General features: G+C 63.4%; 17 protein-coding genes. 11 read left to right on the forward strand and 6 right to left on the reverse strand.

The features are described 5' to 3' along the window. Positions 1 to 220 precede the first annotated feature (220 nt). The 4 genes from ACPWR9_RS01155 (at position 221) to ACPWR9_RS01170 (ending at position 6087) form a co-directional block, all read left to right on the forward strand. Entirely contained in the window at positions 221 to 1894 is a 1674-nt protein-coding gene (locus tag ACPWR9_RS01155; RefSeq protein WP_426312477.1) for a GMC family oxidoreductase, read from the forward strand. Positions 1895 to 1937: 43 nt separating this feature from the next. Further along, positions 1938 to 3266 carry an MFS transporter gene (locus ACPWR9_RS01160; RefSeq protein WP_426312478.1) on the forward strand — a complete coding sequence of 443 codons (1329 nt, stop codon included), beginning with the start codon at positions 1938 to 1940 and terminating at the stop codon, positions 3264 to 3266. 63 nt (positions 3267 to 3329) lie between these two features. Next, the gene (locus ACPWR9_RS01165) at positions 3330 to 4625 is read left to right on the forward strand and encodes an MFS transporter (protein WP_426312479.1); all 1296 of its coding nucleotides are present in this window, start codon (positions 3330 to 3332) and stop codon (positions 4623 to 4625) included. 211 nt (positions 4626 to 4836) lie between these two features. After that, a complete protein-coding gene (locus ACPWR9_RS01170) occupies positions 4837 to 6087 on the forward strand; it encodes a sensor domain-containing phosphodiesterase (RefSeq protein ID WP_426312480.1) in 1251 nt (416 codons plus the stop codon). Position 6088: 1 nt separating this feature from the next. Here ACPWR9_RS01170 and ACPWR9_RS01175 read toward each other — a convergent pair whose 3' ends face one another. After that, positions 6089 to 7021, reverse strand: coding sequence for a LysR family transcriptional regulator (locus ACPWR9_RS01175; RefSeq protein ID WP_426312482.1), 933 nt, complete (start codon positions 7019 to 7021; stop codon positions 6089 to 6091). 158 nt (positions 7022 to 7179) lie between these two features. On the opposite strand from ACPWR9_RS01175, the gene ACPWR9_RS01180 reads away from it, so the two are divergent. From ACPWR9_RS01180 to ACPWR9_RS01190, 3 genes are all read left to right on the forward strand, one after another. Next, entirely contained in the window at positions 7180 to 8553 is a 1374-nt protein-coding gene (locus ACPWR9_RS01180; protein WP_426312483.1) for an MFS transporter, read from the forward strand. 154 nt (positions 8554 to 8707) lie between these two features. Beyond that, on the forward strand, positions 8708 to 9766 hold the full coding sequence (locus ACPWR9_RS01185; protein ID WP_426312484.1) for a porin: 1059 nt from the start codon (positions 8708 to 8710) through the stop codon (positions 9764 to 9766). Positions 9767 to 9799: 33 nt separating this feature from the next. Next, a complete protein-coding gene (locus ACPWR9_RS01190; RefSeq protein WP_426312486.1) occupies positions 9800 to 11227 on the forward strand; it encodes a M20 family metallopeptidase in 1428 nt (475 codons plus the stop codon). 116 nt (positions 11228 to 11343) lie between these two features. Here ACPWR9_RS01190 and ACPWR9_RS01195 read toward each other — a convergent pair whose 3' ends face one another. Next, positions 11344 to 12450, reverse strand: coding sequence for an NADH:flavin oxidoreductase/NADH oxidase (locus ACPWR9_RS01195; protein ID WP_426312487.1), 1107 nt, complete (start codon positions 12448 to 12450; stop codon positions 11344 to 11346). Positions 12451 to 12572: 122 nt separating this feature from the next. Between ACPWR9_RS01195 and ACPWR9_RS01200 the strand changes: the two genes are divergently transcribed. Both ACPWR9_RS01200 and ACPWR9_RS01205 read left to right on the forward strand, forming a co-directional pair. Continuing rightward, positions 12573 to 13499 carry a LysR family transcriptional regulator gene (locus tag ACPWR9_RS01200; RefSeq protein ID WP_426312488.1) on the forward strand — a complete coding sequence of 309 codons (927 nt, stop codon included), beginning with the start codon at positions 12573 to 12575 and terminating at the stop codon, positions 13497 to 13499. A gap of 88 nt (positions 13500 to 13587) precedes the next feature. Continuing rightward, a complete protein-coding gene (locus ACPWR9_RS01205; RefSeq protein WP_426312489.1) occupies positions 13588 to 14724 on the forward strand; it encodes a DJ-1/PfpI family protein in 1137 nt (378 codons plus the stop codon). Here the strand turns inward: ACPWR9_RS01205 and ACPWR9_RS01210 are convergent, their stop codons facing one another. Beyond that, positions 14725 to 15744, reverse strand: a complete 1020-nt coding sequence (locus ACPWR9_RS01210; RefSeq protein ID WP_426312490.1) for a GlxA family transcriptional regulator — start codon at positions 15742 to 15744, stop codon at positions 14725 to 14727. Between the two features lie 99 nt (positions 15745 to 15843). Then, positions 15844 to 16875 (reverse strand): ABC transporter substrate-binding protein, encoded by a 1032-nt coding sequence (locus ACPWR9_RS01215; RefSeq protein ID WP_426312491.1) that lies wholly within the window; start codon positions 16873 to 16875, stop codon positions 15844 to 15846. Positions 16876 to 17079: 204 nt separating this feature from the next. On the opposite strand from ACPWR9_RS01215, the gene ACPWR9_RS01220 reads away from it, so the two are divergent. Then, positions 17080 to 18483, forward strand: coding sequence for an LLM class flavin-dependent oxidoreductase (locus ACPWR9_RS01220; RefSeq protein ID WP_426312492.1), 1404 nt, complete (start codon positions 17080 to 17082; stop codon positions 18481 to 18483). Here ACPWR9_RS01220 and ACPWR9_RS01225 read toward each other — a convergent pair. Beyond that, positions 18450 to 19550: a tartrate dehydrogenase gene (locus ACPWR9_RS01225; protein WP_426312493.1), complete on the reverse strand. Its 1101-nt coding sequence runs from the start codon at positions 19548 to 19550 to the stop codon at positions 18450 to 18452. The genes ACPWR9_RS01220 and ACPWR9_RS01225 overlap by 34 nt on opposite strands. A 102-nt stretch (positions 19551 to 19652) precedes the next feature. Between ACPWR9_RS01225 and ACPWR9_RS01230 the strand changes: the two genes are divergently transcribed. Continuing rightward, complete coding sequence (locus ACPWR9_RS01230; RefSeq protein WP_426312494.1) at positions 19653 to 20591, forward strand: LysR family transcriptional regulator; 939 nt, start codon at positions 19653 to 19655, stop codon at positions 20589 to 20591. A gap of 2 nt (positions 20592 to 20593) precedes the next feature. On the opposite strand, the gene bglX is transcribed toward ACPWR9_RS01230, so the two are convergent. After that, positions 20594 to 22933: a beta-glucosidase BglX gene (bglX, locus tag ACPWR9_RS01235; protein WP_426312495.1), complete on the reverse strand. Its 2340-nt coding sequence runs from the start codon at positions 22931 to 22933 to the stop codon at positions 20594 to 20596. Between the last annotated feature and the right edge of the window lie 60 nt (positions 22934 to 22993).

Consider the following 22993-nt stretch of genomic DNA (forward strand, 5'->3'; position numbering starts at 1 on the left):
CCAGCGCCGCCCCTACCCCTAGTGAAACCCCGCAGATGCGCCGCAGCAATTGCCGCGTTCTGAACCGCCATCGACGAATTCCGTTTCAGTTTCCCGTTGCGCGCGCTTTTTCGCTTGGCATTTGCCAGACGCTCGCCGACATTGAATCGAAACAATCCGAAACGAATCGTTTCATCCCGATCGCACGGCGGTGGACGAACAAAAGCAGGAGACAGGCGGTATGGAACATGAGGTCGACTATCTGATCGTTGGCGCGGGCTCGGCAGGCTGCGTGCTCGCCAACCGGCTGAGCGCAGACCCCGTGAACAAGGTGTTACTGCTCGAAGCCGGCGGTCCAGATAGCAATCCGTGGATTCACGTTCCGGTCGGTTATTTCAAGACGATGCACGACCCGGAGCTCGACTGGTGCTATCGCACCGAAGCCGACGAGAACGTCGCCAATCGCCGTATCGACTGGCCGCGCGGCAAAGTACTCGGCGGTTCCAGTTCGCTAAACGGCCTGCTTTATGTGCGCGGCCAACGTCAGGATTACGACCGCTGGGCCACGCTGGGCAATCGCGGTTGGCGCTATGCCGACGTACTGCCCTACTTCAAGAAATCGGAAGATCAGGAACACGGCGCGAGCGACTATCACGGCGCAGGGGGTCCGCTGAAAGTGTCCGACTTGCGGCTGCGCCGCCCCATCGCCGACCACTTCATCGCTGCGGCACAAGACATTGGCATTCCGTTTAACGCCGACTACAACGGGGCCACGCAAGAAGGCGTCGGCTACTTTCAGCAGACGGCATTTCGCGGCTTTCGCTGGAGTACGGCGAAGGGCTTTCTGAAGCCCGCACGGGAGCGTCGCAACCTCATCGTCGAGACGCGTGCGCAGACCTGCCGCGTGCTCTTCGAAGGCAAGCGCGCAGTGGGCGTCGAGTATTTGCAAAACGGCGAGCGCAAGAAAGCCCGCGCGCGTGTTGAAGTCATCCTCGCTGCGGGCGCCATCGGCTCACCGCAGTTGTTGCAGAACTCCGGCGTGGGGCCGACGACGGTGCTGGCCAAAGCGGGCGTGGCGCTGCGTCATGCGCTGCCCGGTGTCGGGCAGAACTTGCAAGATCACCTGCAAGTGCGGCTCGTCTTCAAAACGCGTGAGCGCACGCTGAACGACGAGGTGAACAATCCGCTGCGCAAAGTCCTCATCGGCTTGCAATACGCATTCGCACGCACCGGCCCACTCACGCTGGCGGCCAGTCAGGTGACGATCTTCACGCGCTCGCGTCCCGAGGTCGAGCGCCCTGACATTCAGTTCCACATGCAGCCACTCTCGGCGGACAAACCCGGACAAGGCGCCCATCCGTTCTCGGCGTTCACGTCGTCGGTCTGTCAGTTGCGGCCGTTCAGCCGAGGCAGTGTCGAGATCGTGTCGAACGACCCGCTGCAATATCCGGCGATTCACGCCAACTATCTCTCGGACGCGCGCGACCATCGGGTCGTCATCGACGGCATCAAGGTGGCACGTCGTATCGCCGCCGCCCCATCGCTCGCGCCGCACATCATCAGCGAATTCATTCCCGGCGCGCAGTACCAGAGCGACGACGAGTTGCTGCAAGCCGCGCGCCAGTACAGCCAGTCGATTTATCACCCGGCGGGCACTTGCAAGATGGGACACGACGCCATGGCGGTGGTTGACGACCGGCTGCGCGTGCACGGCCTCGCCGGGCTGCGCGTGGTGGACGCCTCGATCATGCCGGAGCTGGTGTCGGGCAACACCAATGCCCCGACGATCATGATCGCGGAGAAGGCGGCGGACATGATTCTCGAAGACAGACGGCAGGCATCGGATACCGAGGAGATCCGCACCGAGCACGGCGCAAGAACAGCAGCAAATGCATCGACAGCGGTCGCAGTCTAGTCATTGGTAACGGCACACAACATTACAAGATTCGGAGACAACCATGAATGCATCGACTCAGACCGACGCCCGGCAGATGCGCCGTGTCGTCGTCGCCAGCCTGATCGGCGCCACCATCGAGTGGTACGACTTTTTCCTATACGGCGTCGTCGCCGGCATCGTCTTCAACAAACTGTATTTCCCGAGCGGCGACCCGCTCGTCTCGACCATGCTCGCTTACGGCACATTCGCCGTAGGCTTTCTGAGTCGCCCGCTCGGTGGCGTGATCTTCGGCCACTTCGGCGACAAGCTCGGGCGCAAGAGCATGCTCGTGATGACGCTCTCGATCATGGGTGTGGCAACCATGCTTATCGGCATGGTGCCGACCTTCGCGCAAATTGGCCTGTGGGCACCCTGCTTGCTGCTTTTCCTGCGCGTGCTGCAAGGGATCGGGCTGGGTGGCGAATGGGGCGGCGCCGTGTTGATGGCGTTCGAATATGCGCCGAAGGAGAAACGCGGCTATTACGCGAGCATTCCGCAAGTCGGGTTGGCGCTGGGGCTGTGTCTTGCTTCAGGTGTTGTCGCGCTCCTGTCTTACACGCTGACCAACGCACAGTTCCTCGCCTGGGGCTGGCGTGTCGCGTTCTTCCTCTCGGTCGGCCTGGTCGCCATCGGCATGTACATTCGCCTGAACGTGATGGAGACGCCCGAGTTCACGAAGATCAAGAAGGCGGGCACCGAGATCAAGATGCCGATTGCCGAGGTGCTCACCAAGAACCCCGGCAATGTGCTCGCCGGGATGGGCGCACGCTTCATCGACGGCGTGTTCTTCAACATCTTCGGCGTGTTCTCCATCGCCTACCTGACGCAGACGCTGAAGCTTTCGCAGACCGAAGCGCTGATGGGGGTGATGGCGGCGGCGTTCGTGATGATCTTCACGATTCCGTTCTTCGGCAAACTCTCCGACCGCATCGGCCGCACGCGCATCTACTTCTGGGGCTCGCTGCTGACCGGCCTCTCATCGTTCGGCGGGTTCTGGCTGATGAAGGCCAGCGGCGGCAACGTGTTCCTCGTCTGGCTGGCCATCGTGATTCCGCTCGGCGTGATCTACGCCTCGATCTATGGCCCGGAGGCCGCACTGTTCTCCGAGCTGTTCGACGCCAAGGTTCGCTACACCGGCATCTCGTTCGTCTACCAGTTCTCGGGCATCTTCGCGAGCGGACTGAGCCCGATCATCGCGACCTACCTGCTGCAAAAGAACGGTGGCGAGCCGTGGATGATCTGTATCTACGTGCTGTGTGCGGGGTTGATCAGCGCGCTGTCTGCCGCGTGGATCGCGAGCAAAAAGCGCCGCCAGCATGTGTGGCACGGCGCGGGGGTTGCGGAACACTAGCGGGCCGCTGCGCGTGATCTCGTGCGATGATTCAGGGTATCGCTCACCTGCCCACGAGACACGATGCAGCGAGATCCGTCGCTCGAAACCCCGCTCCCGGAGGACGAACCCGACCGTCCCGGCCCGCTCTCGGAAGGCGCGCTGCTTAGCGCGCCGTCGCCCGCCCCCGGACCGGCACCGGCCGATGCCGTGCCCCTGCCCATCAGCGTCTACCCCGCGCTCATGGGCATTTTGCTTGCCTACGGCGTGCTGGTCGTCGGCAACGGCCTGTTCGCGACCGCCATTCCTTTTCACGCGCTGCAGTACGGCGCGTCGACGTTTACCGTCGGCGTGATTCAGTCGTGCTACTACGGCGGCTTTCTGCTCGGCGCGTTCTACAACCGCTCGCTCATCGAGCGCATCGGACAGCATCGCGCGTTCGTCGCGTTTGCCGCACTCGCCGCGTTGTTCGTGATGGGCTTTGCCGTGAGCGAAACCACGCTCATGCTGTGTCTAATGCGTCTGGGCACGGGCCTCGCGCTCATGGGCGTGTACACCACCGTCGAGAGCTGGCTCAACGGGTCGGTGCCCAACACGATGCGTGGGCGCGTGTTCGGCTCGTACCTCACCATCAACTACCTCGCCGTGGGGGCCGGGCAGTTTCTGCTCAACGTCGGCGAAGCGGGCAGCGAAGGCCAATTGCTGCTCGTCGCTGGGTTGTTCGTCGCGGCCATTCTGCCCATCACGCTCATGCAAGGCTGGCCCACGCGCGTGGCCGACGAACGGCTCGTGAAGCAACCCGCGATGAGCCTGTTCGACGGCATCGCCGAGATGGCGCGCGCAACGCCCATTGCGATTCCGGGCTGCATTCTCGCGGGCTTTCTCTACAGCGCGTTCTACGCCATCGTGCCGATCTATCTGACGCGTATCGGCCTGTCGATCGGCAGTCTCTCCACGCTCATGGGCGTAGCGCTGTTCGGTGCCCTGCTCATGCAATGGCCCATTGGCCGACTTTCCGATCGCATGGACCGTCGTACGCTCTCGCGCCGGCTGGCGTTCGCGTCGGCGGCGTTCTGCGCACCGCTGATCGTCATTCAGGCGCACTGGCTCGTCTTCCTGCTGATGTTCCTGTTCTCGGCAGCCAATTTCACGCAATACGGCCTGATCGTTTCGCATGTGAACGACCGAACTGCGCCTGAGCAACGTGTGGTCGTCAGCGCCACGCTGCTGATTCTTTTCTCGGTGGGTGGGATTCTCGGTCCGGTGATCGCATCGCTGTTTATGACGCTGGTCGGCCCGGGCGGCCTGCACATCTTCAATGTGATCTGCGCGCTGTTGCTCGCCCGCGTGGCGCTGCGGGCGCAACGGCTTCAGCCTTAATGAGGAGCAACGCGGCAGGACGACGGGGCGGACGCTGCCCGCCCCAGCTTGGTGCTGCTGCGCCACACGCTGGTGCGGAGCGGCACATCGCGGGCCGAAAATCACGGACAATAGCGCCGGCTCGGCGAGGCAATGCGCGGGCGGCCTTTGAGCACGGTTCTTGCTCATCTATTCTGTAAATAACATTGCCGCTCCCGCGACTGTCCACACCATGAGCATGATCGACCTCGACGCCCCCGGCTTGCTGCCGCCCCGCCTGACTGCGGCGGAAGATGGCCGCCGTATCGTTATTTACGGCGACTTCACCATTTGCAGCGTCTTCCAGCCGGTCTTCTCCGTGTCGCACCGCCGCGCTATCGGGTATCACGCGTCGCTGCGCGCGCATGATGCCGAAGGTCGCCACGTGCCCTCGCACGAAGTCTTCACGCTCGCCGCCCGCCACGGCGACATGCTCGAACTCGGTCGACTCGCCGAATCGCTGCATCTGGGCAACTTCCACGAATTCGACAGCCGCGACGCTTGGCTCTTTTTGAACCTGCATCCGGCGGCTCTCATGGACACGGTCTACGGCGACGCCCTCATTGCCACGCTCAAAGCCATCGGACTCTCGCCCCAACGCGTGGTCCTTGAAGTACCCGAGCAAGCCGGCGGGGATACGCCCCGCTTCGGCGCTATCGTCGGCAGCCTGCGCAAAGCGGGCTTCCTGATTGCCTTGGGCGGTTTCGGCGCCAAGCACTCGAACATCGACCGTGTGTGGGATCTGCGTCCCGATATCGTGGTGCTCGATCGCGGCATTCTTGCGCAGGCCACCGAGCAATCGCATCTGGCACGGGTGCTGCCCGGGCTGGTGTCGCTACTGCACGAGTCCGGCCAGTTGGTGATGATGGGCGGCCTGACGGCGGATCGCGAAGCGCTGATCGCACTGGAGTGCAACGTCGACTTCGTGCAGGGGCAATACTTCGCTGCGCCCGATGTCGATCCGGTGCCGTCGAAGGTCGCCGCCGAGCGCATGGACGCGCTCTCCGGCGCACTACGCACCCAGTTGGTGGAACGCGAGCGTGCCGAGCACGCGCGTCTTGCGCCGTACGTCGCAGGCATCGAAGCCGCAGCCGCTCGCATCGCACAAGGGATGGATATCAAGGAAGCGGCGCACGACTTGCTGGCGTTGCCCGACGCCGCACGTTGCTTCTTGCTCGACGCCGCTGGCCGCCAGATCGGCGACAACGTGCTGCCGAACAATCATTCGTCGCAACGCGCCAAGCGCTTCCGGCCGCTGCTGCATTCGCAAGGCGCGAACTGGGCACGGCGTCCCTACTTCATCGAGGCGATGCGCGAACCGGGCGAAGTGCATTTCACCCCGCCGTATCTGTCGATCAACGAAGCGCACTTGTGCGTGACGGCGTCCATCGCCACCCCGGCAAAGCAGGGGCTGCAAGTGCTCTGCGTCGACATCAACTGGTGACTTACCGGTCGGCCTTCGACGCCTTGCCTGCGCGTGTGCCTTGCTCGGTCTTCACCGCGTCTTCGATACAACGCACGAAGTATTCCGCCGGCGCGGTGAGAATCGCGCTGTCGCGAAACAGCAGGAAGAGTTTTCGTGCGGGCGGTTGCTCCAATAGATCGAGCGTCTTGAGTTCTTCCGCTGCGCCTTCGGTGCGCAGCGCAAGGTGGGTCCACGACGTCACGACATTGCTGTTCACCGCCAGACTGTAGAAGAGCGTCTGCGACGCGCAGCGCGTGATGCGACGCGGCGGGGCCAGCCCTTGGCGCGCAAACAACTCCGTGAGAAACGCCTGAAATTCGCTGGACGGTCCGGTGTGCAGCCATTCGGCGTCCTGCAAATCGGCGAGCGATGTGGCGTTGGCCAACTGCCCGCGCCGTGCCACGGAAAACCACATCGGAAACGTCGCCAGATGTACGGCGCGCACGGAAGCAAATTCGCGGCCGTCGACGCCGGAGCCCAACGCGAAATCGAGCGCACCGCTCTTTAACTGCTCGACGAGCTGCGACGCACTGAACTCCGAGAATTCGAGCGTCACGTCGGGCATCGTCTGCCGAAATCGGTTGTACGCCTTGGGCAGCACGGTGATCGCCGAGAGCGGCGTCACGCCAATCGACACACGTCCCTGCCGGGTATCGCGCAAGCGTGTCATCTCGGCTTCCGTACGCGTCATCTCATTGACGATCAACTCTGCGCGCTGAAGCAGCGCACGCCCCTCGTGCGTGAGCGACACCCCGGTCGAACTGCGCACGATCAGCATCAATCCCACTTCCGTTTCGAGATCTCGCAACGCGCGCGTGACTGCGGGCTGCGTCACGTGCAGCGTGCGCGCCGCTTCGTGAATGCTGCCAGTGCTGGCGATTGCCACGAGCGCGCGCAATTGGTGGAGTTTCATCGCTACATACCGAGGGTTATCACTGATAAATGGATGTTATCAGGATAAGAATTTATGCGTATCGGGATTATTACGGCTTGATTACTATCGGCCCGAATCGTCGCATGCGTGCGTGCGCATGGACAGAACGACACCCCCAATGCATGGAGACAACCCGTATGACGCCTAACGCCGCCCCGCCTCTGAACGGCGCGCTTGCCAGTTCGTCCCCGCCGTCGGCACCGGCAGCGAGTTCATCACCCGCGTCTAGCGATGCCAGCACGCGTGCCGCACGTCGCCGGACGATTGTCGCCACTTCGGTCGGCAACGGTCTGGAGATGTTCGACTTCACGGTGTTCAGCTTCTTCGCTGGCATCATCGGCAAGAACTTCTTCCCGGTGGATTCCGGCGCCGGGCCGCTGTTGCTGGCCATGGCGACGTTCGGCGTCGGGTTCGTGATGCGTCCGCTCGGCGGCATTCTGATCGGCAACTATGCCGACCGCGCGGGCCGTCGTGCTGCGCTCTCGCTCACCATCGCATTGATGATGGTCGGCACGGCGCTCATCGCACTCACGCCCAGTTACGCAAGCATCGGTGTGATCGCGCCGGTGCTGATCGTGTTCGGCCGGTTGTTGCAGGGGCTTTCCGCAGGCGGCGAAATCGGCGCGTCGACGACGTTCCTGATGGAGTCGGGCCCCGCATCGCGGCGCGGCTTCATGGTGTGCTGGCAGATGGTCAGCCAAGGCGCTGCGGCATTGCTCGGTGCGCTCTCGGGCGCGCTGCTGTCGTCGCTGCTCACGCCCGCGTCGCTCGAAAGCTGGGGCTGGCGCGTGCCGTTCGTGCTGGGGCTGATGGTCGGCCCGGTCGGCATGTACATCCGCCGCAATCTCGACGAGACCTTCGAAGCGCCCGAGCGCGAAGAGAGCGCGTTGGGCGAAATCATGCGCAACTACCTCGGGCGCGTGCTGCTCGGCACGCTGTTGCTCGTGGGCGGCACGACCATGCTCTACATCATCGTGTTCTTCATGCCCGCTTACGGCGTGCGCACGCTGCATCTGCCGGTGGCAACGTCGTTTCTGGCCGGTTGCGCATCGGGCGCGATCATTATGGTGTCGTCGCTTATCTCTGGCCTTTGGATTACCGACCGCGTGAAACGTCGCAAACCGGTAGTGATCGTCACGTCGCTCATCACGCTGCTCTGCGTGTACCCGGCGTTCAAGTGGCTGACGACTGCGCCGTCCGTGCCGCTCATGATCGGCATCGTGACCGTGGTGATGGGTATCGCATCGCTCGGCACCGGCTCGTACTTTCTGCTGATCATGGAAGCGTTTCCGCGCCGCGTGCGGGCCACCGCGCTCGCGATGATCTACAGCTTCGGCGTCACGATCTTCGGCGGCTTCGCGCAGTTCAACGTGACGTGGCTGCTGCACCGCACCGGCGACGCGATGTCGCCCGCGTGGTACCTGCTCGCCTGCGGCGTCGTGAGCCAGATCGCGCTGTGGTGCTTCCCCGAGCGCCCTGCGGATAGTGCGCCATCCGCCCATAAGGCGTAACCGCCCACCTAGCTTCTCGCACCCAATGCTGTGCTCGATGGCCGCCGCTTCGGCGCGCGGCCCGGCCCTTCGCACGCCCGAATTCCCGTGCAAGGGCCGTCGCGAGCGCCGTGCGGCCCAGCAAAAACATACCAACTACAAGATTCAGAGAGACATGAAATTACGATATTCGCTCGCACTGGCCGCGGCCGGTGCCAGCCTCACGGCGGTGACGCCTGCGAGCGCCGCCGTCCAGATCTACGGCGCTGTCGACAGCTTCCTCATGTATTCACGCAATAGCGGGCAGGAGAACCTGCAATTGCTCTCCGGCGGCGCATCGACGTCACGCTGGGGTATCACCGGTACGGAAGACCTTGGCGGCGGCATGCGTGCCGCGTTTCGCCTCGAGAGCGGCTTCGATCTGATGAGCGGCAAAGCGCAAAGCAGCAGCGCGTTCTACAACCGCGAAGCCAACGTCTCGCTGTCATCTGCCGAATGGGGCACGGTCAAATTCGGCAAGCAATATCCCGCCATCGGCCCGGAAGGTATCGACCCCTTCGTTTCAGTCGGCCAGCTCTCGCCGTACGCGACGAGTGCGCTCGTCGTGTCCGACCTCGGCCCCGGTGCCGCTGCGATTCAAGCGCGCGTGGACAACGCGATGAGCTACGAAACGCCCGATATCGCAGGCCTCACCGCGACCGTGCTTTATGCCTCGCGCAACGTAGCCGGGTCTAGCCCGAACGCGAGCAACATCGGCACGGTAGTGAACTACGGCCGCGGCCCGCTCATGCTCTCCGGTTCGTACAACGCCGTGTGGGCCAACACGAGCACGACGCCCGGTGCGCCGCCCAACGGCCCGCGCACCGACGCTTACATGCTCAGCGCCACGTATCAGTTCGGCGAAACGATGGGCTCGGCGAGCTATGTGCTCACGCGCCCTAACGGCCCGGGCACGTTCACCGCGCAGGTCTATTCGCTGGGCATGGTGTGGCAGCGTGGACCGCATGTGGTGCGTGCTGGCGTCATTTACCGAAACGTGTCCGGCAAGCTCGACCACGCGGTAGGCGCACTGCTCGGCTACGACTACCAATTCTCGAAGCTCACCGGCCTCTATGCGCGCGTGGGCGGCTTTCGCAACTACGGGCAATCGACCCTTTCTTTCGGTGCCGACCCGCTCAGTACGCCCGGCATCAATCCCGTCGTCTTCGCGCTCGGCTTTCGTCAGAAATTCTGACGCGCGCCTCGCTTAACCCTTCAGGAGGACTCCATGTCTGACATCGCTTCGCCGCTCGACTACATCGAGCAACACACCCCGCAGTTCACCGAACTAGCCGACAAGATCTGGAATCTCGCGGAACTGCGCTACGAAGAATTCGCTTCGAGCGAATTGCACATTGAAGTGCTGGAAGCCGCGGGTTTTCACGTGACGCGCGGCGTTGCGGGCATTCCCACGGCGTTCATCGCGGAGGCTGGCGACAGCGGCCCGATCATCGGCATTCTCGGTGAATACGATGCGCTTTCCGGCTTGAGTCAGGAAGCGGGCGCACTGCAATGCCAGCCGTCGGCGGAAATCGGTAACGGCAACGGACACGGTTGCGGCCACCATTTGCTGGGCACCGCCGCGCACCTTGCTGCGGCTGCCGTCAAGGCGCATCTCGACGCCACCGGGCAACCGGGCCGAGTGCGGTTCTACGGCTGCCCCGCCGAAGAAGGCGGCTCAGGCAAGACGTTCATGGCGCGCGCCGGTCTGTTCGACGATCTCGACGCGGCCCTCTCGTGGCACCCCGCCGTGCACAACGGCGTGTTTAACGGACGCTCACTGGCGAACGTGCAGGCGTACTTCCGCTTTCACGGCAAAGCCTCTCACGCCGCCGCGTCGCCGCATCTGGGTCGCAGCGCGCTCGACGCCGTGGAACTGATGAACGTTGGCGTGAACTACATGCGCGAACACATGCTGCCCGATGCGCGCGTGCACTACGCGGTGACCAACACCGGCGGCACGTCGCCGAACGTGGTGCAGGCCAACGCCGAGGTGCTGTATCTCGTGCGCGCACCGCGCAACGATCAGGCATCGGAGTTGTATGAGCGCGTGCAGAACATCGCCAAGGGCGCCGCGCTGATGACGGGTTGCACAGTCGATGTGGTGTTCGACAAGGCGTGTTCGAATCTCGTGCAAAACAGCGTGCTCAACGAAGTCGTCTATCGCAATCTGGAGACGTTCGGCGCACCGCAATACGACGAGGAAGAAGTCGCTTACGCGCGTCGTGTGCAAGACACGTCGCTCTCACCAGAAGACATTGAAGGTGCGACGCGCACGCTGGGCCAAGCTTGGCGCAACCCGAAGCCGTTGTTCGATCACGTGGCGCTGTTTCAAGCGGGCAACGAACCGACGCTGCACGGCTCGACCGACGTGGGCGACGTGAGCTGGATCACGCCGACCGCGCAGTGCTTCACGACCTGCTATGCGTTCGGCACGCCGTTCCACTCGTGGCAGTTGGTGGCGCAGGGCAAGAGCACGCTGGCGCATAAGGGCATGCTGCTCGCGGCCAAGACGCTTGCCGCCTCGGCACTCGATTTGTTCCGCTCGCCGGAGTTGCTCGCCAAGGCAAAGGCGGAACTGCTCGAACGTCGTCAAGGCCGTCCGTATGTCTGCCCGATTCCGGCAGAAGTCGAACTGCCGTTCGCGCGCAACTGATCGGCATAGCAGTTGCAATAAGAACGCCCCCGCGTCGACATACGAGCGGGGGCGTTCTCTTGTGACTGGCCGAAGGCGGCAGTCACACGCGATGCTTGAAATCGCTCAGGCAACGCTTAAGCAGCGCGTTGCACCTGATAGCGTTCGAGCCAGTGCGCGTACGGTGCGGGCAGCACCCACGACGGGCGCGACACGTCGAGTTCGCGCGCGGCGTAGTACGGCCAGTGCGGGTTGGCGAGCAGCGCGCGGCCAATCATCACGAGGTCCATCTGACCATCGGCCACCACACGATCAGCCGCGTGCGGGTCGTCGATACCCCACGACGACGCTACGGCAATTCCGGCCTCTTGCTTCACGCGTTCGGCGATCGGGGCGAGGAATGCCGAACCCCAAGGAATCTTCGCCTTCGGCGTCGAGAAGCCGACACTGACGTTGAGTAAGTCGAGACCGCCCTCGCGCATTTGACGCGTCAGCGCGATCGACTCGGCCAGCGTCTCTTCGTCGCGGCCGTCGTATTCGAGCACGCCGAAACGCGCGGTCAGCGGCAGATGCTCCGGCCACACTTCACGCACGGCAGCGAGCGTCTCCAGCAGGAATCGGCTACGCCCCGCGAGGTCGCCGCCGTAGGCGTCTTCACGATGATTGGCGTGCGGCGAGAAGAAGCTTTGCGCCAGATAGCCGTGGGCGAAATGCAATTCGAGCCATTCGAAGCCAGCCGCCAGCGCACGACGTGCCGCTGCCACGAAGTCGGCTTTCACGCGAGCGATGTCGTCGAGCGTCATCGCCTTGGGCACTTTGCCAAGGTGGCCGCCGAACGCGACAGCGGACGGCGAGATCGTCGGCCAGCCGCGCGGGTCGTCTTCACCGATGTGATCGTCGCCTTCCCACGGACGGTTTGCGCTGGCCTTACGGCCTGCGTGCGCAATCTGGATGCCGGGCACGGCGCCGTGCGCCTTGATGGCCGAGGCGATACGGGCCATACCTTGCGCTTGCTCGTCGTTCCACAACCCCGTGCATCCCGGGCTGATACGGCCTTCCGGCGACACGGCCGTGGCTTCGACGATGACGAGCCCGGCACCGCCGCGTGCCAATCCGGCGTAGTGGGCAAGGTGCCAATCGTTAATCAGGCCATCGACGGCGCTGTACTGGCACATCGGGGGAATCGCCACGCGATTACGCAGCTTGACGCTCTTCAGTTCAAACGGGGAAAACAAGGCGGACATGGTGTTCTCTACGGTATGGGGGGTATGTGCTTTAGCGGCGGGTTAGCCGACGAGAGCAATGTTAGTCCGACATCGCTATAATGAAAACCATCTGCACATTATCAAATCGATAACAGTTCATTATGGTTAATCCCCAATGGCTCAAATCCTTCGCGACGCTGGCGGAGCTGGGCAACTTCACGCGGGCGGCTGACCGGCTGGGCCTCACACAGGCGGCGGTCAGCCAGCACGTGAAGCATCTCGAAGACGAGTTTGGGCCGCTGCTGGTGCGGCGCCCGCGCGCGATCGAGCTCACGCCAGCGGGGCACGCGGTGCTCGCGTATTGCGCGGAAGTCGAATGCGCGAGCCGTCATCTGCGCTCGCGGCTGGACGACGCCGACGACGATTGCGGCGAAATCACGCTCATCACACCGGGCAGCATTGGGTTGTATCTGTGTCCCATCCTGCTGGACATGCAGCAGGCCACCCCCTCGATGGTCGTGCGGCATCGGTTCGCGCCCGATCCGGAAGTGCTGGAAGGCGTGCTGCAAAACCATTACGAACTGGGATTGGTCACGCTGCGCCCGGACGATCCACGTTTGGCTGCTACGCCGTTCACGCAGGAACCCCTCGAACTCGTCGTGCCCGCCGGAGACGACGTACATAAGTGGGAAGACCTCAAACGCATCGGCTACATCGATCACCCGGACGGTGAAGCGATGTCGACGCGCTTGCTCAGCCGCCGCTTCCCGGGCAACCCGGGTGTGCGCAGCCTGCCGAGCCATGGGTGCACGAATCAAATCAGCCTGATTCTGGAATACGTCGCGCGCGGACTGGGCTTCACGGTCATTCCGCAGTACGCGCGGCAAGCGTTTGCTTCGCAGGACGCGATTCGTGTGGTCGATTGCGGCCCGCCTGTCGTCGACACGCTATGGCTGATCCATCGCTCGGAGTGGGCGTTGTCGGCGCGCGCACAACGCGCGGTGGCGTTGCTGCGCGAAAAGGTCGATGCACCGCGCCCGCGCGCGTTCGGCGGCGGGCTGAGTGCGGCGAAGCGCGCCACTGCGTGAGCCTTGGCAGAATCTGCGGCATCGCTGTCATTGCGATAGCGACCGGGGCATCGCTACGCTAGGGCTCCTTGCTTCACACGATGCGTCGATGCCCCGCCTTCTTTCTCTCCTGTCCTTACTCTGCGCTTTGGTTGCCCAGATCATCCCGGCAGCCGCGCTCGCCAGTCCCGACGCCCCGGGCAGCGACATTAGCGCCACCGCACAGCAAGACCTTTTCGACGCGTTAGCGAAACGGCCTCGTGAACCTGTCATCGCCGTCGTTGCGTTGAACGACGGTACGGAGACAACGGATTTTCTAGTCCCTTATGCCGTCCTCAAGCGCGCGGGCGTCGGGCGCGTACAGGCCGTTGCGCTCGAAGCTGGCGAGGTCACGCTGATGCCCGCGTTGCGCATCGTGCCCGACACCACCCTCACCGCCTTCGATGCCCAGCATCCCAACGGGGCCGATATCGTGATCGTGCCCGCCATGCACACCGATGACGACCCGCGTGTGCTTCGCTGGCTACAGCAGCAAGCCGCGCACGGCGCGATGATCGTCGGTATTTGCTCCGGTGCACGCGTGCTGAGTCAGGCGGGGCTGCTCAAGAGGCGTCGCTTCACCGGTCATTGGTACGATCGAAGCGACCTGCGCGATGCCAATCCCACGGCCAGTTATGTGCCCGATGTTCGATATCTGCACGATAACGGCATCGTGACCACCACCGGCGTCAGCGCGTCCATTCCCGTGTCGCTCGCCCTCGTTGAAGGCTTGGCGGGACGTGATCGAGCGCTCGCGGTTGCGCAATGGCTCGGTGCCAGCGACTGGTCGGCACGCCATACCAGCGCAGGCTTCGAACTCAACGCGCGACGCTTGTGGACAATCGCTGCCAATGCCGTGAGCGTATGGCGTCACGAAACGCTCGCCATTCCGGTGGCTGAGGGTGTCGACGATATTTCACTCGCGCTGACCGCCGACGCATGGTCGCGTACTTGGCGCACGACAGTGATCGCGACACCTGCCAGCGCGGCGTCGATCGGCCAAGTACGAATGGCAAGCGGCCTGACGCTCGTCACCACGGCCCCGGCCTCCGGCACCACAAGGCCCCTCGCATTAACGCGCGACAGCAACGCGATGACGCAGTTCGCGCAATCGCTCGCCGATATCGAGCGACGCTATGGGCCCGCCGAGCGCGACATTGTGACGCTAGCCATGGAATACATTCCAACGCCTAAGTCACAGCGATGATTAGGCGTCGCGCCGATAGTCAGCGATTGATTTGCCGAACGTCGTGCGAAACGCCCGTTGCAGCGCATCGACACTTTGAAAACCGCTACGTTGCGCGACCCGCTCTTGTGTCCACGGCGTCTGACGCAACAGCGCCGCAGCGAAGTCGAGACGCGAACGGGTGACGTAGCGCGCGGGTGATATGCCCGCTTCTTTGGAAAACGCCCGCGAGAAGTTGCGCGGACTCATGCGCGCGACAGCGGCCAGCGCATCGACGGACAAATCGCCATCAAGGTGGCTTTCGATCCATGCGATCACGTCGCGCACTGGCGACGACGCATCACTTTGCAAAGTCAACGAGCGGCTGACTTGCGACTCCGCCCCGCCACGCACCACGAACAACGCAAGGTCTCGTGCGATATCCATCGCCACCGCGCGGCCGAGATCGGCTTCGATCATGCCCAATGCCATGTCGATGCCGGTGGTCACGCCACCCGATGTCCAGACGTTGCCGTCGCGCACGAACACGCGTCCGCGCTGCACCTGCGTGTCTGCGCACATGGATTCAAGGCGATCGCAAGCGCGCCAGTGCGTCGTCGATTGCCGCTTGTCGAGCAGACCAGCCGCCATCAGTACGAATGCGCCCGTGCATACGCTGGCCACACGACGTGCTTGCAGAGCCGCCTGCGCCAGCCACTGCGCTGCGCCATCGTCGAGAATCGCCCTGCGCAGTGCAGCCTCCTCGCCACCGGCCACGATAATCGTGTCGAACGCGGTGTCCGGAGGGGCTGCCGCCGCAAGCACCGCTAACGATTGCGTATCTGCCAGCGACAACCCTGCGCTGGTATGCACGTTGCCGCCGTACGGCGATGCAATGGTGAGGCGATAAGCGCCCGGCACCGCGAGCGATGCCTTGGCGAAGGCACTGGCCGGTCCGGCGACGTCGATGGCCTCCACGCCTTCAAACGCCACGATGACGACGTGGCGGCACACACCAAACGCATTAACCCCGACGAGAGTGGATTGAACCTTGGCTGTCACGCATTTCCCCGTGGACGCGCGAGCGACAATGCCCGCACGCTGGCGAGCATTGTAGCGAGCGCACGTGAACGACGCGGGACGTTGTGTACGCGTAACGGCCTAGCGCGCCGCCTGCGTGAACTTGTTGAACGACGTGTCGAACAGCCCTGTCACGTCGAAGCCTTTGGTCAGCGTGCCCGTCTTCACGAAGTCGTCGACGCTTTTCTGCGCTTCGGCAATGGCCGCATCGGTGAGCGGCTCGTAACGCACACGTGAGGTACTGAACCACTGATGCGCCAGCTTCGGGTCGATGCGTGACTTGGCTGCCCACACGTCGGCGTAGCGATCGATATGCCGTGCGTCGGCCAGCGACCAGTCACGCGCGCGCTGATAGCGCTGCACAAAGTCTCCCAACAACTCACGCTTGGTATCGATCACTTTCTGTGTTGTCGACAGATAACTCTGCGCGGCAATCAATCCGCGGGCCGTGACGACGGTACGCGCCCCCGCCTGACGCAAGCGAGACACGTACGGCTCCCATGTGGCCGTGGCATCCACCTTGCCCGCCTGCAACGCCGCGGCTGAATCGACCGACGCCAGATATGAATACTTCACGGCGTCGAGCGGAAGCCCCGCCGAGGTGAGCGCCGCCTGCACCAATTGCTGCGACCAACCGCCTCGCGTGATCGCCACTGTCTTGCCCTTGAGATCCTCCACCGTCGTGATCTGCGTGTGCGGGCCTGCGAGCAGCACAACGCTGTCGGGACTGTCGCGATAGATGCCGATGACCTTGATTGGCGCACCCTGCGCTGCTAAGAACAACACCGGGCCATCGCCCTGTAAGCCGATGTCGAGCGCGCCTGCGTTAACGGCTTCGATCACCGGCGTGCCTGCGGGAAACTGCTTCCACGCAATGGTGTACGGTGCGTCGCGCAGTACACCGGACGCTTCGAACAAACTCTGCGCATTGAATGCCTGATCGCCCACGACGAGCACAGGTTTTTCCTGTGCCTTCACAGAGGTGAACGGAAGAATCGCGGCGACGCTCAGCCCAACGACCAATGCACGGCGCAGGCGCGAACGCCATGTCGGCCAACGCTGGCTGATCTGGCTCGTAACGAGAGGGGCGGCGCGAGAGAGCGAATATGTCATGACATGGCACCACGCGCGAGCGCAGCGATGAGAGTTGTCGGACGGGCCAGTCTATGCAGAGGGTCACGCGCGCCAAACCATCGATTGTTGCGATGGTTATCGCAGTCAATGCGGGTTTGCTTATCGGATTTCGTTGTTTGTGCGCCCGCACGGCGCTCGGTAAGGTGAACGTTTCCGATGCCTTGCGACGAGACGCTGAGCGCTATGAATCAACCTGCCCGCAAGCTCCGGCTAGGCGCCTACATGTCGGGTTCCGGCGTGCAGGGCGATAGCTGGCGCCATCCCGATACCGACACCGACGCGCATCTGAACTTCGATCGCTACCGCCACTACGCGCAAGAACTGGAGCGCGGTTGCTTCGACGCGCTGTTCTTCTTCGACAACCTCTTCATGTCGACCGATCCGGTTTCGCTCGCGCACAGCCCGGGCGCGCCACGCTGGGACCCGGTCGTGCTGCTCGCGGGTCTCGCGGGGGCGACCCAACACATCGGTCTCGTGGCATCGGTGAGCACCACCTACAGCGAGCCCTACAACGTGGCACGCGCCTTCGCGTCGCTCGATCACCTGTCGGGCGGCAGGGCTGGGTGGAATCTGGTGACCTCGACGGGCGGTGGCGAGAACTTCAACCGCGACGATCACGTCGACCATGCACTGCGCTACGAGCGCGCCAACGAGTTCTACGACGTGGTGACGGGCCTCTGGGATAGTCACGCCGACGACGCCTTCCCACGCAACAAAGCCACCGGCCAGTGGGCCAACCCGACGCGCGTGCGCAAGCTCGATCATCGTGGCAAGCATTTCCGCGTGCGCGGCCCGCTAAGTGCGCCGCGACCCGTACAAGGCTGGCCGGTGATTGCACAGGCAGGCTCCAGCGAAGCAGGCCGCGAACTGGCCGCGCGCGCTGGCGAACTGCTCTACACCGCGGCGCAAGATATCGAGGACGCTCGCGCTTTCTACACCGACGTAAAGACGCGCGCGCTCAAGTACGGACGCCGCCCGGAACATATTTTTATTCTGCCGGGTGTCGCGCCCATCGTCGGGCGCACGCAGGCTGAAGCCGACGCGATCTACGATTCGTTGCTCGAACATCGCGACCCAGCCGTCGCCTTGCACGCATTGGCGAACTACGCGAGCCTTGGCATCGATCTCGGCAGTCTGCCGTTCGATGCGAAAGTGCCGTTGCCGGAGCATGTGCCGGAGACCAACTCGCACAAGAGCCGTCAGAAGCTCTTAGTGGACTGGATCCGTCGCGAGCAACCGACCGTGCGCCAGCTTTACACGCGCTTTACCGCTGGCGGCCATCGCGTGCTCGTCGGCACGCCTGAGTCGATTGCCGACGACTTCCAACATTGGTTCGAGACGGGGGCCGCCGACGGCTTCAACATCATGTTTCCGAGCGCGCCAGCGGGCATTACCTCGTTCGTCGATCTCGTCGTGCCCGAGCTTCAGCGGCGCGGCTTGTTCCGTACGCATTACGAAGGCCGGACGTTCCGTGAGAATCTCGGCGTGCCAGCGGTGCCGAACCGGCACTTTGCGCCGCGCGACGCCGAGACAGCGTCTAGCGAGGCAACGCTTCAGCCGGCGGAGACGGCCGCCGCAATCGCCTGACCCACTTCGGTCGTGTTGGCTTTGCCGCCCATGTCACCGGTGCGCGGGCCTTCCTTGATGACCTTGGCAACGGCCGCGAGAATCGCGTCGTGCGCTTCGCGGGCACGGCCTTCGCTCTTGCCAAGGAAGTCGAGCATCATCGCCGCCGTCCAAATCATGCCGATCGGGTTGGCGATGTTCTTGCCCGCGATATCCGGTGCCGAGCCATGCACCGGCTCGAACAGCGACGGGAACTTGCCTTCCGGGTTCAGGTTGCCCGACGGCGCAATGCCGATCGTGCCCGTGCATGCGGGGCCCAGATCCGACAAGATGTCGCCGAACAGGTTGGACGCCACCACCACGTCGAAACGATCGGGGTTCAACACGAAGCGCGCGCAAAGAATGTCGATGTGCTGCTTGTCCCACGTCACGTCCGGGTACTGCGCGGCCGCTTCGGCTGCGCGCTTGTCCCACCACGGCATCGAGATCGAAATGCCATTGCTCTTGGTCGCGACCGTCACGTGCTTGCGCTTGCGCTGCTGTGCGAGATCGAATGCGAATTTCAGCACGCGCTCGGTGCCGTGGCGCGTGAAGACCGACTCCTGCACCACGAACTCGCGCTCGGTCCCTTCGAACATCACACCGCCAATCGACGAATACTCGCCCTCGGTGTTCTCGCGCACGATCATGAAATCGATATCACCCGCCTGACGGCCTGCCAGCGGCGACGGCACACCGTCGAACAAACGCGCCGGGCGCAGATTGATGTACTGATCGAACTCGCGACGGAATTTCAGCAACGACCCCCACAGCGAAATATGGTCGGGCACCGTGTCGGGCCAACCCACCGCGCCGAACAGAATCGCGTCCGCGCCCTCGAGTTGCTGCTTCCAGTCATCCGGCATCATCTGACCGTGCTCGACGTAATAGTCGCAACTCGCCCATTCGATGTGCTGGTACTCGAGCGCGATGCCAAAACGCTTGGCCGCTGCGTCGAGCACGCGCAGGCCTTCGGGCATCACTTCCTTGCCGATACCGTCGCCGGGAATCACGGCAATGCGCAGGGGGCGTTGGGCTTGGTCGGTCATGGGGGTGTCTCCTGTTAGACGAATTAGGGGGAACAGGCCCTAGGGTATTCCATTCCGAAGCGGATAAAATCACCCGATTGGTTAATCCACTGTCCACGAATCGTGAATAAACCCGTCAATCCCCATCCCAATCTCGACGATCTGCGCGTGTTCTGTCAGGTGGCACGCCGCGCGAGCTTCTCCGCCGCCGCCGAGGCGCTGGGCGTCTCGCCCGCGTATGTCAGCAAACGCGTGGGCATGCTCGAAGCCGATCTGGGCACACGGCTCCTGCACCGCTCCACCCGGCGCGTCGCGATTACCGACGCCGGTGAGCGGGTCTACGCGTGGGCGGAAAAGATTCTGGACGACGTGAATCACCTGATGGAAGACGTGTCGAGCACGCGGCAAGTGCCACGCGGCACGCTTCGGGTGTCGAGCAGCTTCGGGTTCGGCCGCCACGTGGTCGCGCCCGCCATGTCGCGCCTACGCGCACGTCACCCGCAACTCAACGTCAGGCTCGATTTGTTCGACCGCATCGTCGACGTGGCCGCCGAAGGCTATGACCTCGACGTGCGCATTGGCGACGACATCGCCCCGCATTTGATTGCTCGCAAACTCGCCGACAACCATCGCGTGCTGTGCGCGTCGCCCGCGTATCTCGAACAACACGGCACACCTCGGCAATTGAGCGAACTGACGGGGCACGCGTGCATCGTCATCAAGGAGCGCGATCATCCGTTCGGCATGTGGCGGCTGCAACAGCGCGGCGAAGCGGTCTCGTTGAAGGTGACCGGGCCGCTCTCGACCAATCACGGCGAAGTCGCCGTGCAATGGGCGCTCGATGCACAAGGCATCTTGTTGCGATCGATGTGGGATGTGGGCGGGCTCATCGAGCGCGGTGCGCTGGTGCAGGTACTGCCTGACGTGACGCAACCCGCCAACGTGTGGGCGGTGTATCCGTCGCGCGTGGCGTCGTCGGCAAAAGTTCGGGCCTGCGTGGAATTCCTCGCCGAGGAATTCCAACCGCAGGCCCGTTTGACGACCGGTGCAGCGTCCGACTGACGTTACTGAAGCACGAACGTCGCCTGCTTCACGTTCTGCGAATCGAGACCGATCTGCACGTTGAAGTCACCCGGCTCCGCCGCGTATTGCAGTTTCGCGTTGTAGAACTTGAGCAGGCTCTCGTCGATCGCGAAGTGCACTGTGCGTGACTCGCCCGGCTTCAACGTCACCTTCTGGAAGCCCTTCAGTTCCTTCACCGGACGCACCACCGACGCGGCGACATCCTGCAAATACAACTGCACGACGGTCTCGCCTGCGCGCTTGCCTGTGTTGCGCACGGTAACGCTGGCATCGAGCTTGTTCCCCGGGGCGAGCGTCTTCGCCGAGAGCTTCACCGTCGATACATCGAAGGTGGTGTAGCTCAGGCCGTAACCGAAGGCGTACAGCGGACCGGAGTCCTCTTCGAAGTATTGCGACGTGTAGTTAGCGGGCTTGCCCGGCGTGAACGGTCGGCCAATGCGCAACTGGTTGTAGTACGTCGGAATCTGGCCGATCGAGCGCGGGAACGAGATGGGCAGCTTGCCCGACGGGTTGTAATCGCCGAACAGCACATCGGCAATCGCGTGACCGCCTTCCGTCCCCGTGTACCAAGTCTCGAGCATGGCATCGGCATTCGCCTTGGGCCAGTTCAGATCGAGCGGACGGCCGTTCATCAGCACCACCACCAGCGGTTTTCCCGTCGCCTTGAGCGCCTGCAACAGCGCCAATTGGCTGCCCGGCAGCGACAGGCTCGTGCGGCTCGACGCTTCGTGCGACATGCCACGCGACTCGCCGACGGCTACGATCAGCGTATCGGCACCGCGTGCAACTTGCACCGCTTCGTCGATCATCTGCTGCGGCGTGCGTTTGTCTTGCACGACTTCCGGGTTATCCCAATCGAGGAAGTTGAGATAGTCGACCACACGCTTGTCGTCGGTGATATTGGCACCGCGCGCGTAGGTGACTTGTGCGTTCGCGCCGAGTGCATCGCGCACCCCCTGAAGCAGCGTGACCGCCTGATCGGCCTTACCCGCCGCCGACCAACTGCCCATGATGTCGATCTTTGCATCGGCCAGCGGGCCGATCACGGCAACGTTGCCCGACTTACGCAGCGGCAACGTGTCGTGCTGGTTTTCCAGCAGCACGATGGACTTGCGCGCCGCATCGCGGGCCGCGTCACGATGCAGTCGCTCTGGCGCATTCACATCCTTCGGATCGTGCGCGGCGTCGCCGATGCGACGATACGGATCGGCAAACAGTCCCATGTCGTACTTCGCGCCAAGCACTTCACGCACGGCGCTATCGATGTCGCGCATCGGCACGTCGCCCGACTTCACGAGATCGGGCAACTGCTTGAGGTACTGCACGTCGGCCATGCTCATGTCGACACCGGCTTCGATGGCGAGCTTCGCCGCTTCGCGGCCGTCTTTCGCCACGCCATGACGCATGAGCTCTTCAATCGCGCCGTGATCGCTCACCGTCACGCCCTTGAAGCCCCACGCATCGCGCAGCAGATCGCGCAGCAGCCATTTGTTCGACGTGGCCGGGGTGCCATTGATCGAGTTGAGCGCGATCATCACGCCGCCAGCACCGGCATCGAGACCGGCGCGATACGGCGGCAGATAGTCCTGATACATGCGCATCAGGCTCATATCGACCACGTTGTAGTCACGTCCGCCTTCGACCGCACCGTAAAGCGCGAAGTGCTTCACGAAGGCCATCAGGCTATCGGCGTTGGCAGGCGACGTGCCCTGAAAGCCCTGCACGCTTGCACGCGCGCATTGCGAGACCAGATACGGATCTTCGCCGAAGCCTTCCGACGTGCGGCCCCAGCGCGGATCACGCGAGATATCGACCATCGGCGCGAAGGTGGCGTCCAGTCCATCGGCACTCGCTTCGACGGCGGCCACGCGGGCGGCTTGTTTGACCACCGACATGTCCCAGCTGGAAGCCAGCCCCAGACTGATCGGGAACACAGTGCGATGTCCGTGCACGATGTCGTAGGCGAAGAAGATAGGGATCTTCAGACGGCTTTGTTTAACGGCGGCATCCTGCAACGGGCGGTTGTCTTCGCGCGTGACCGAGTTGAACGTGCCGCCCACGCGACCCGCGGCAATCTCTTTGATGAGCTGCGCCTGCGGCATGTCCCCGCCAATGCTGATGAGGCGCAATTGGCCGATCTTCTCGTCGAGCGTCATGCGCCCGATCAGGTCGTCGATGAAGGCTTGCTTGGCGGCGGGGGACGGCATCGCAGCGGGGACTCGGTCCGCATTGCCACTGTTTTGCGAGGCGACAGGGGCATCGGCGAAGGCCGGTGCCACCACGAGACTGGCCGCAAGGGCCAGTGCGGAAAAGATTCGCATCAGGTCGGCATTCCAATGAGGCGCGAAGAGCGAACGGAAACGGTGAAGCGATGTCCGGCT

Source organism: Pandoraea pneumonica (assembly GCF_049918595.1).
In the GTDB taxonomy this organism is placed as follows: Bacteria; Pseudomonadota; Gammaproteobacteria; order Burkholderiales; family Burkholderiaceae; genus Pandoraea; species Pandoraea pneumonica_A.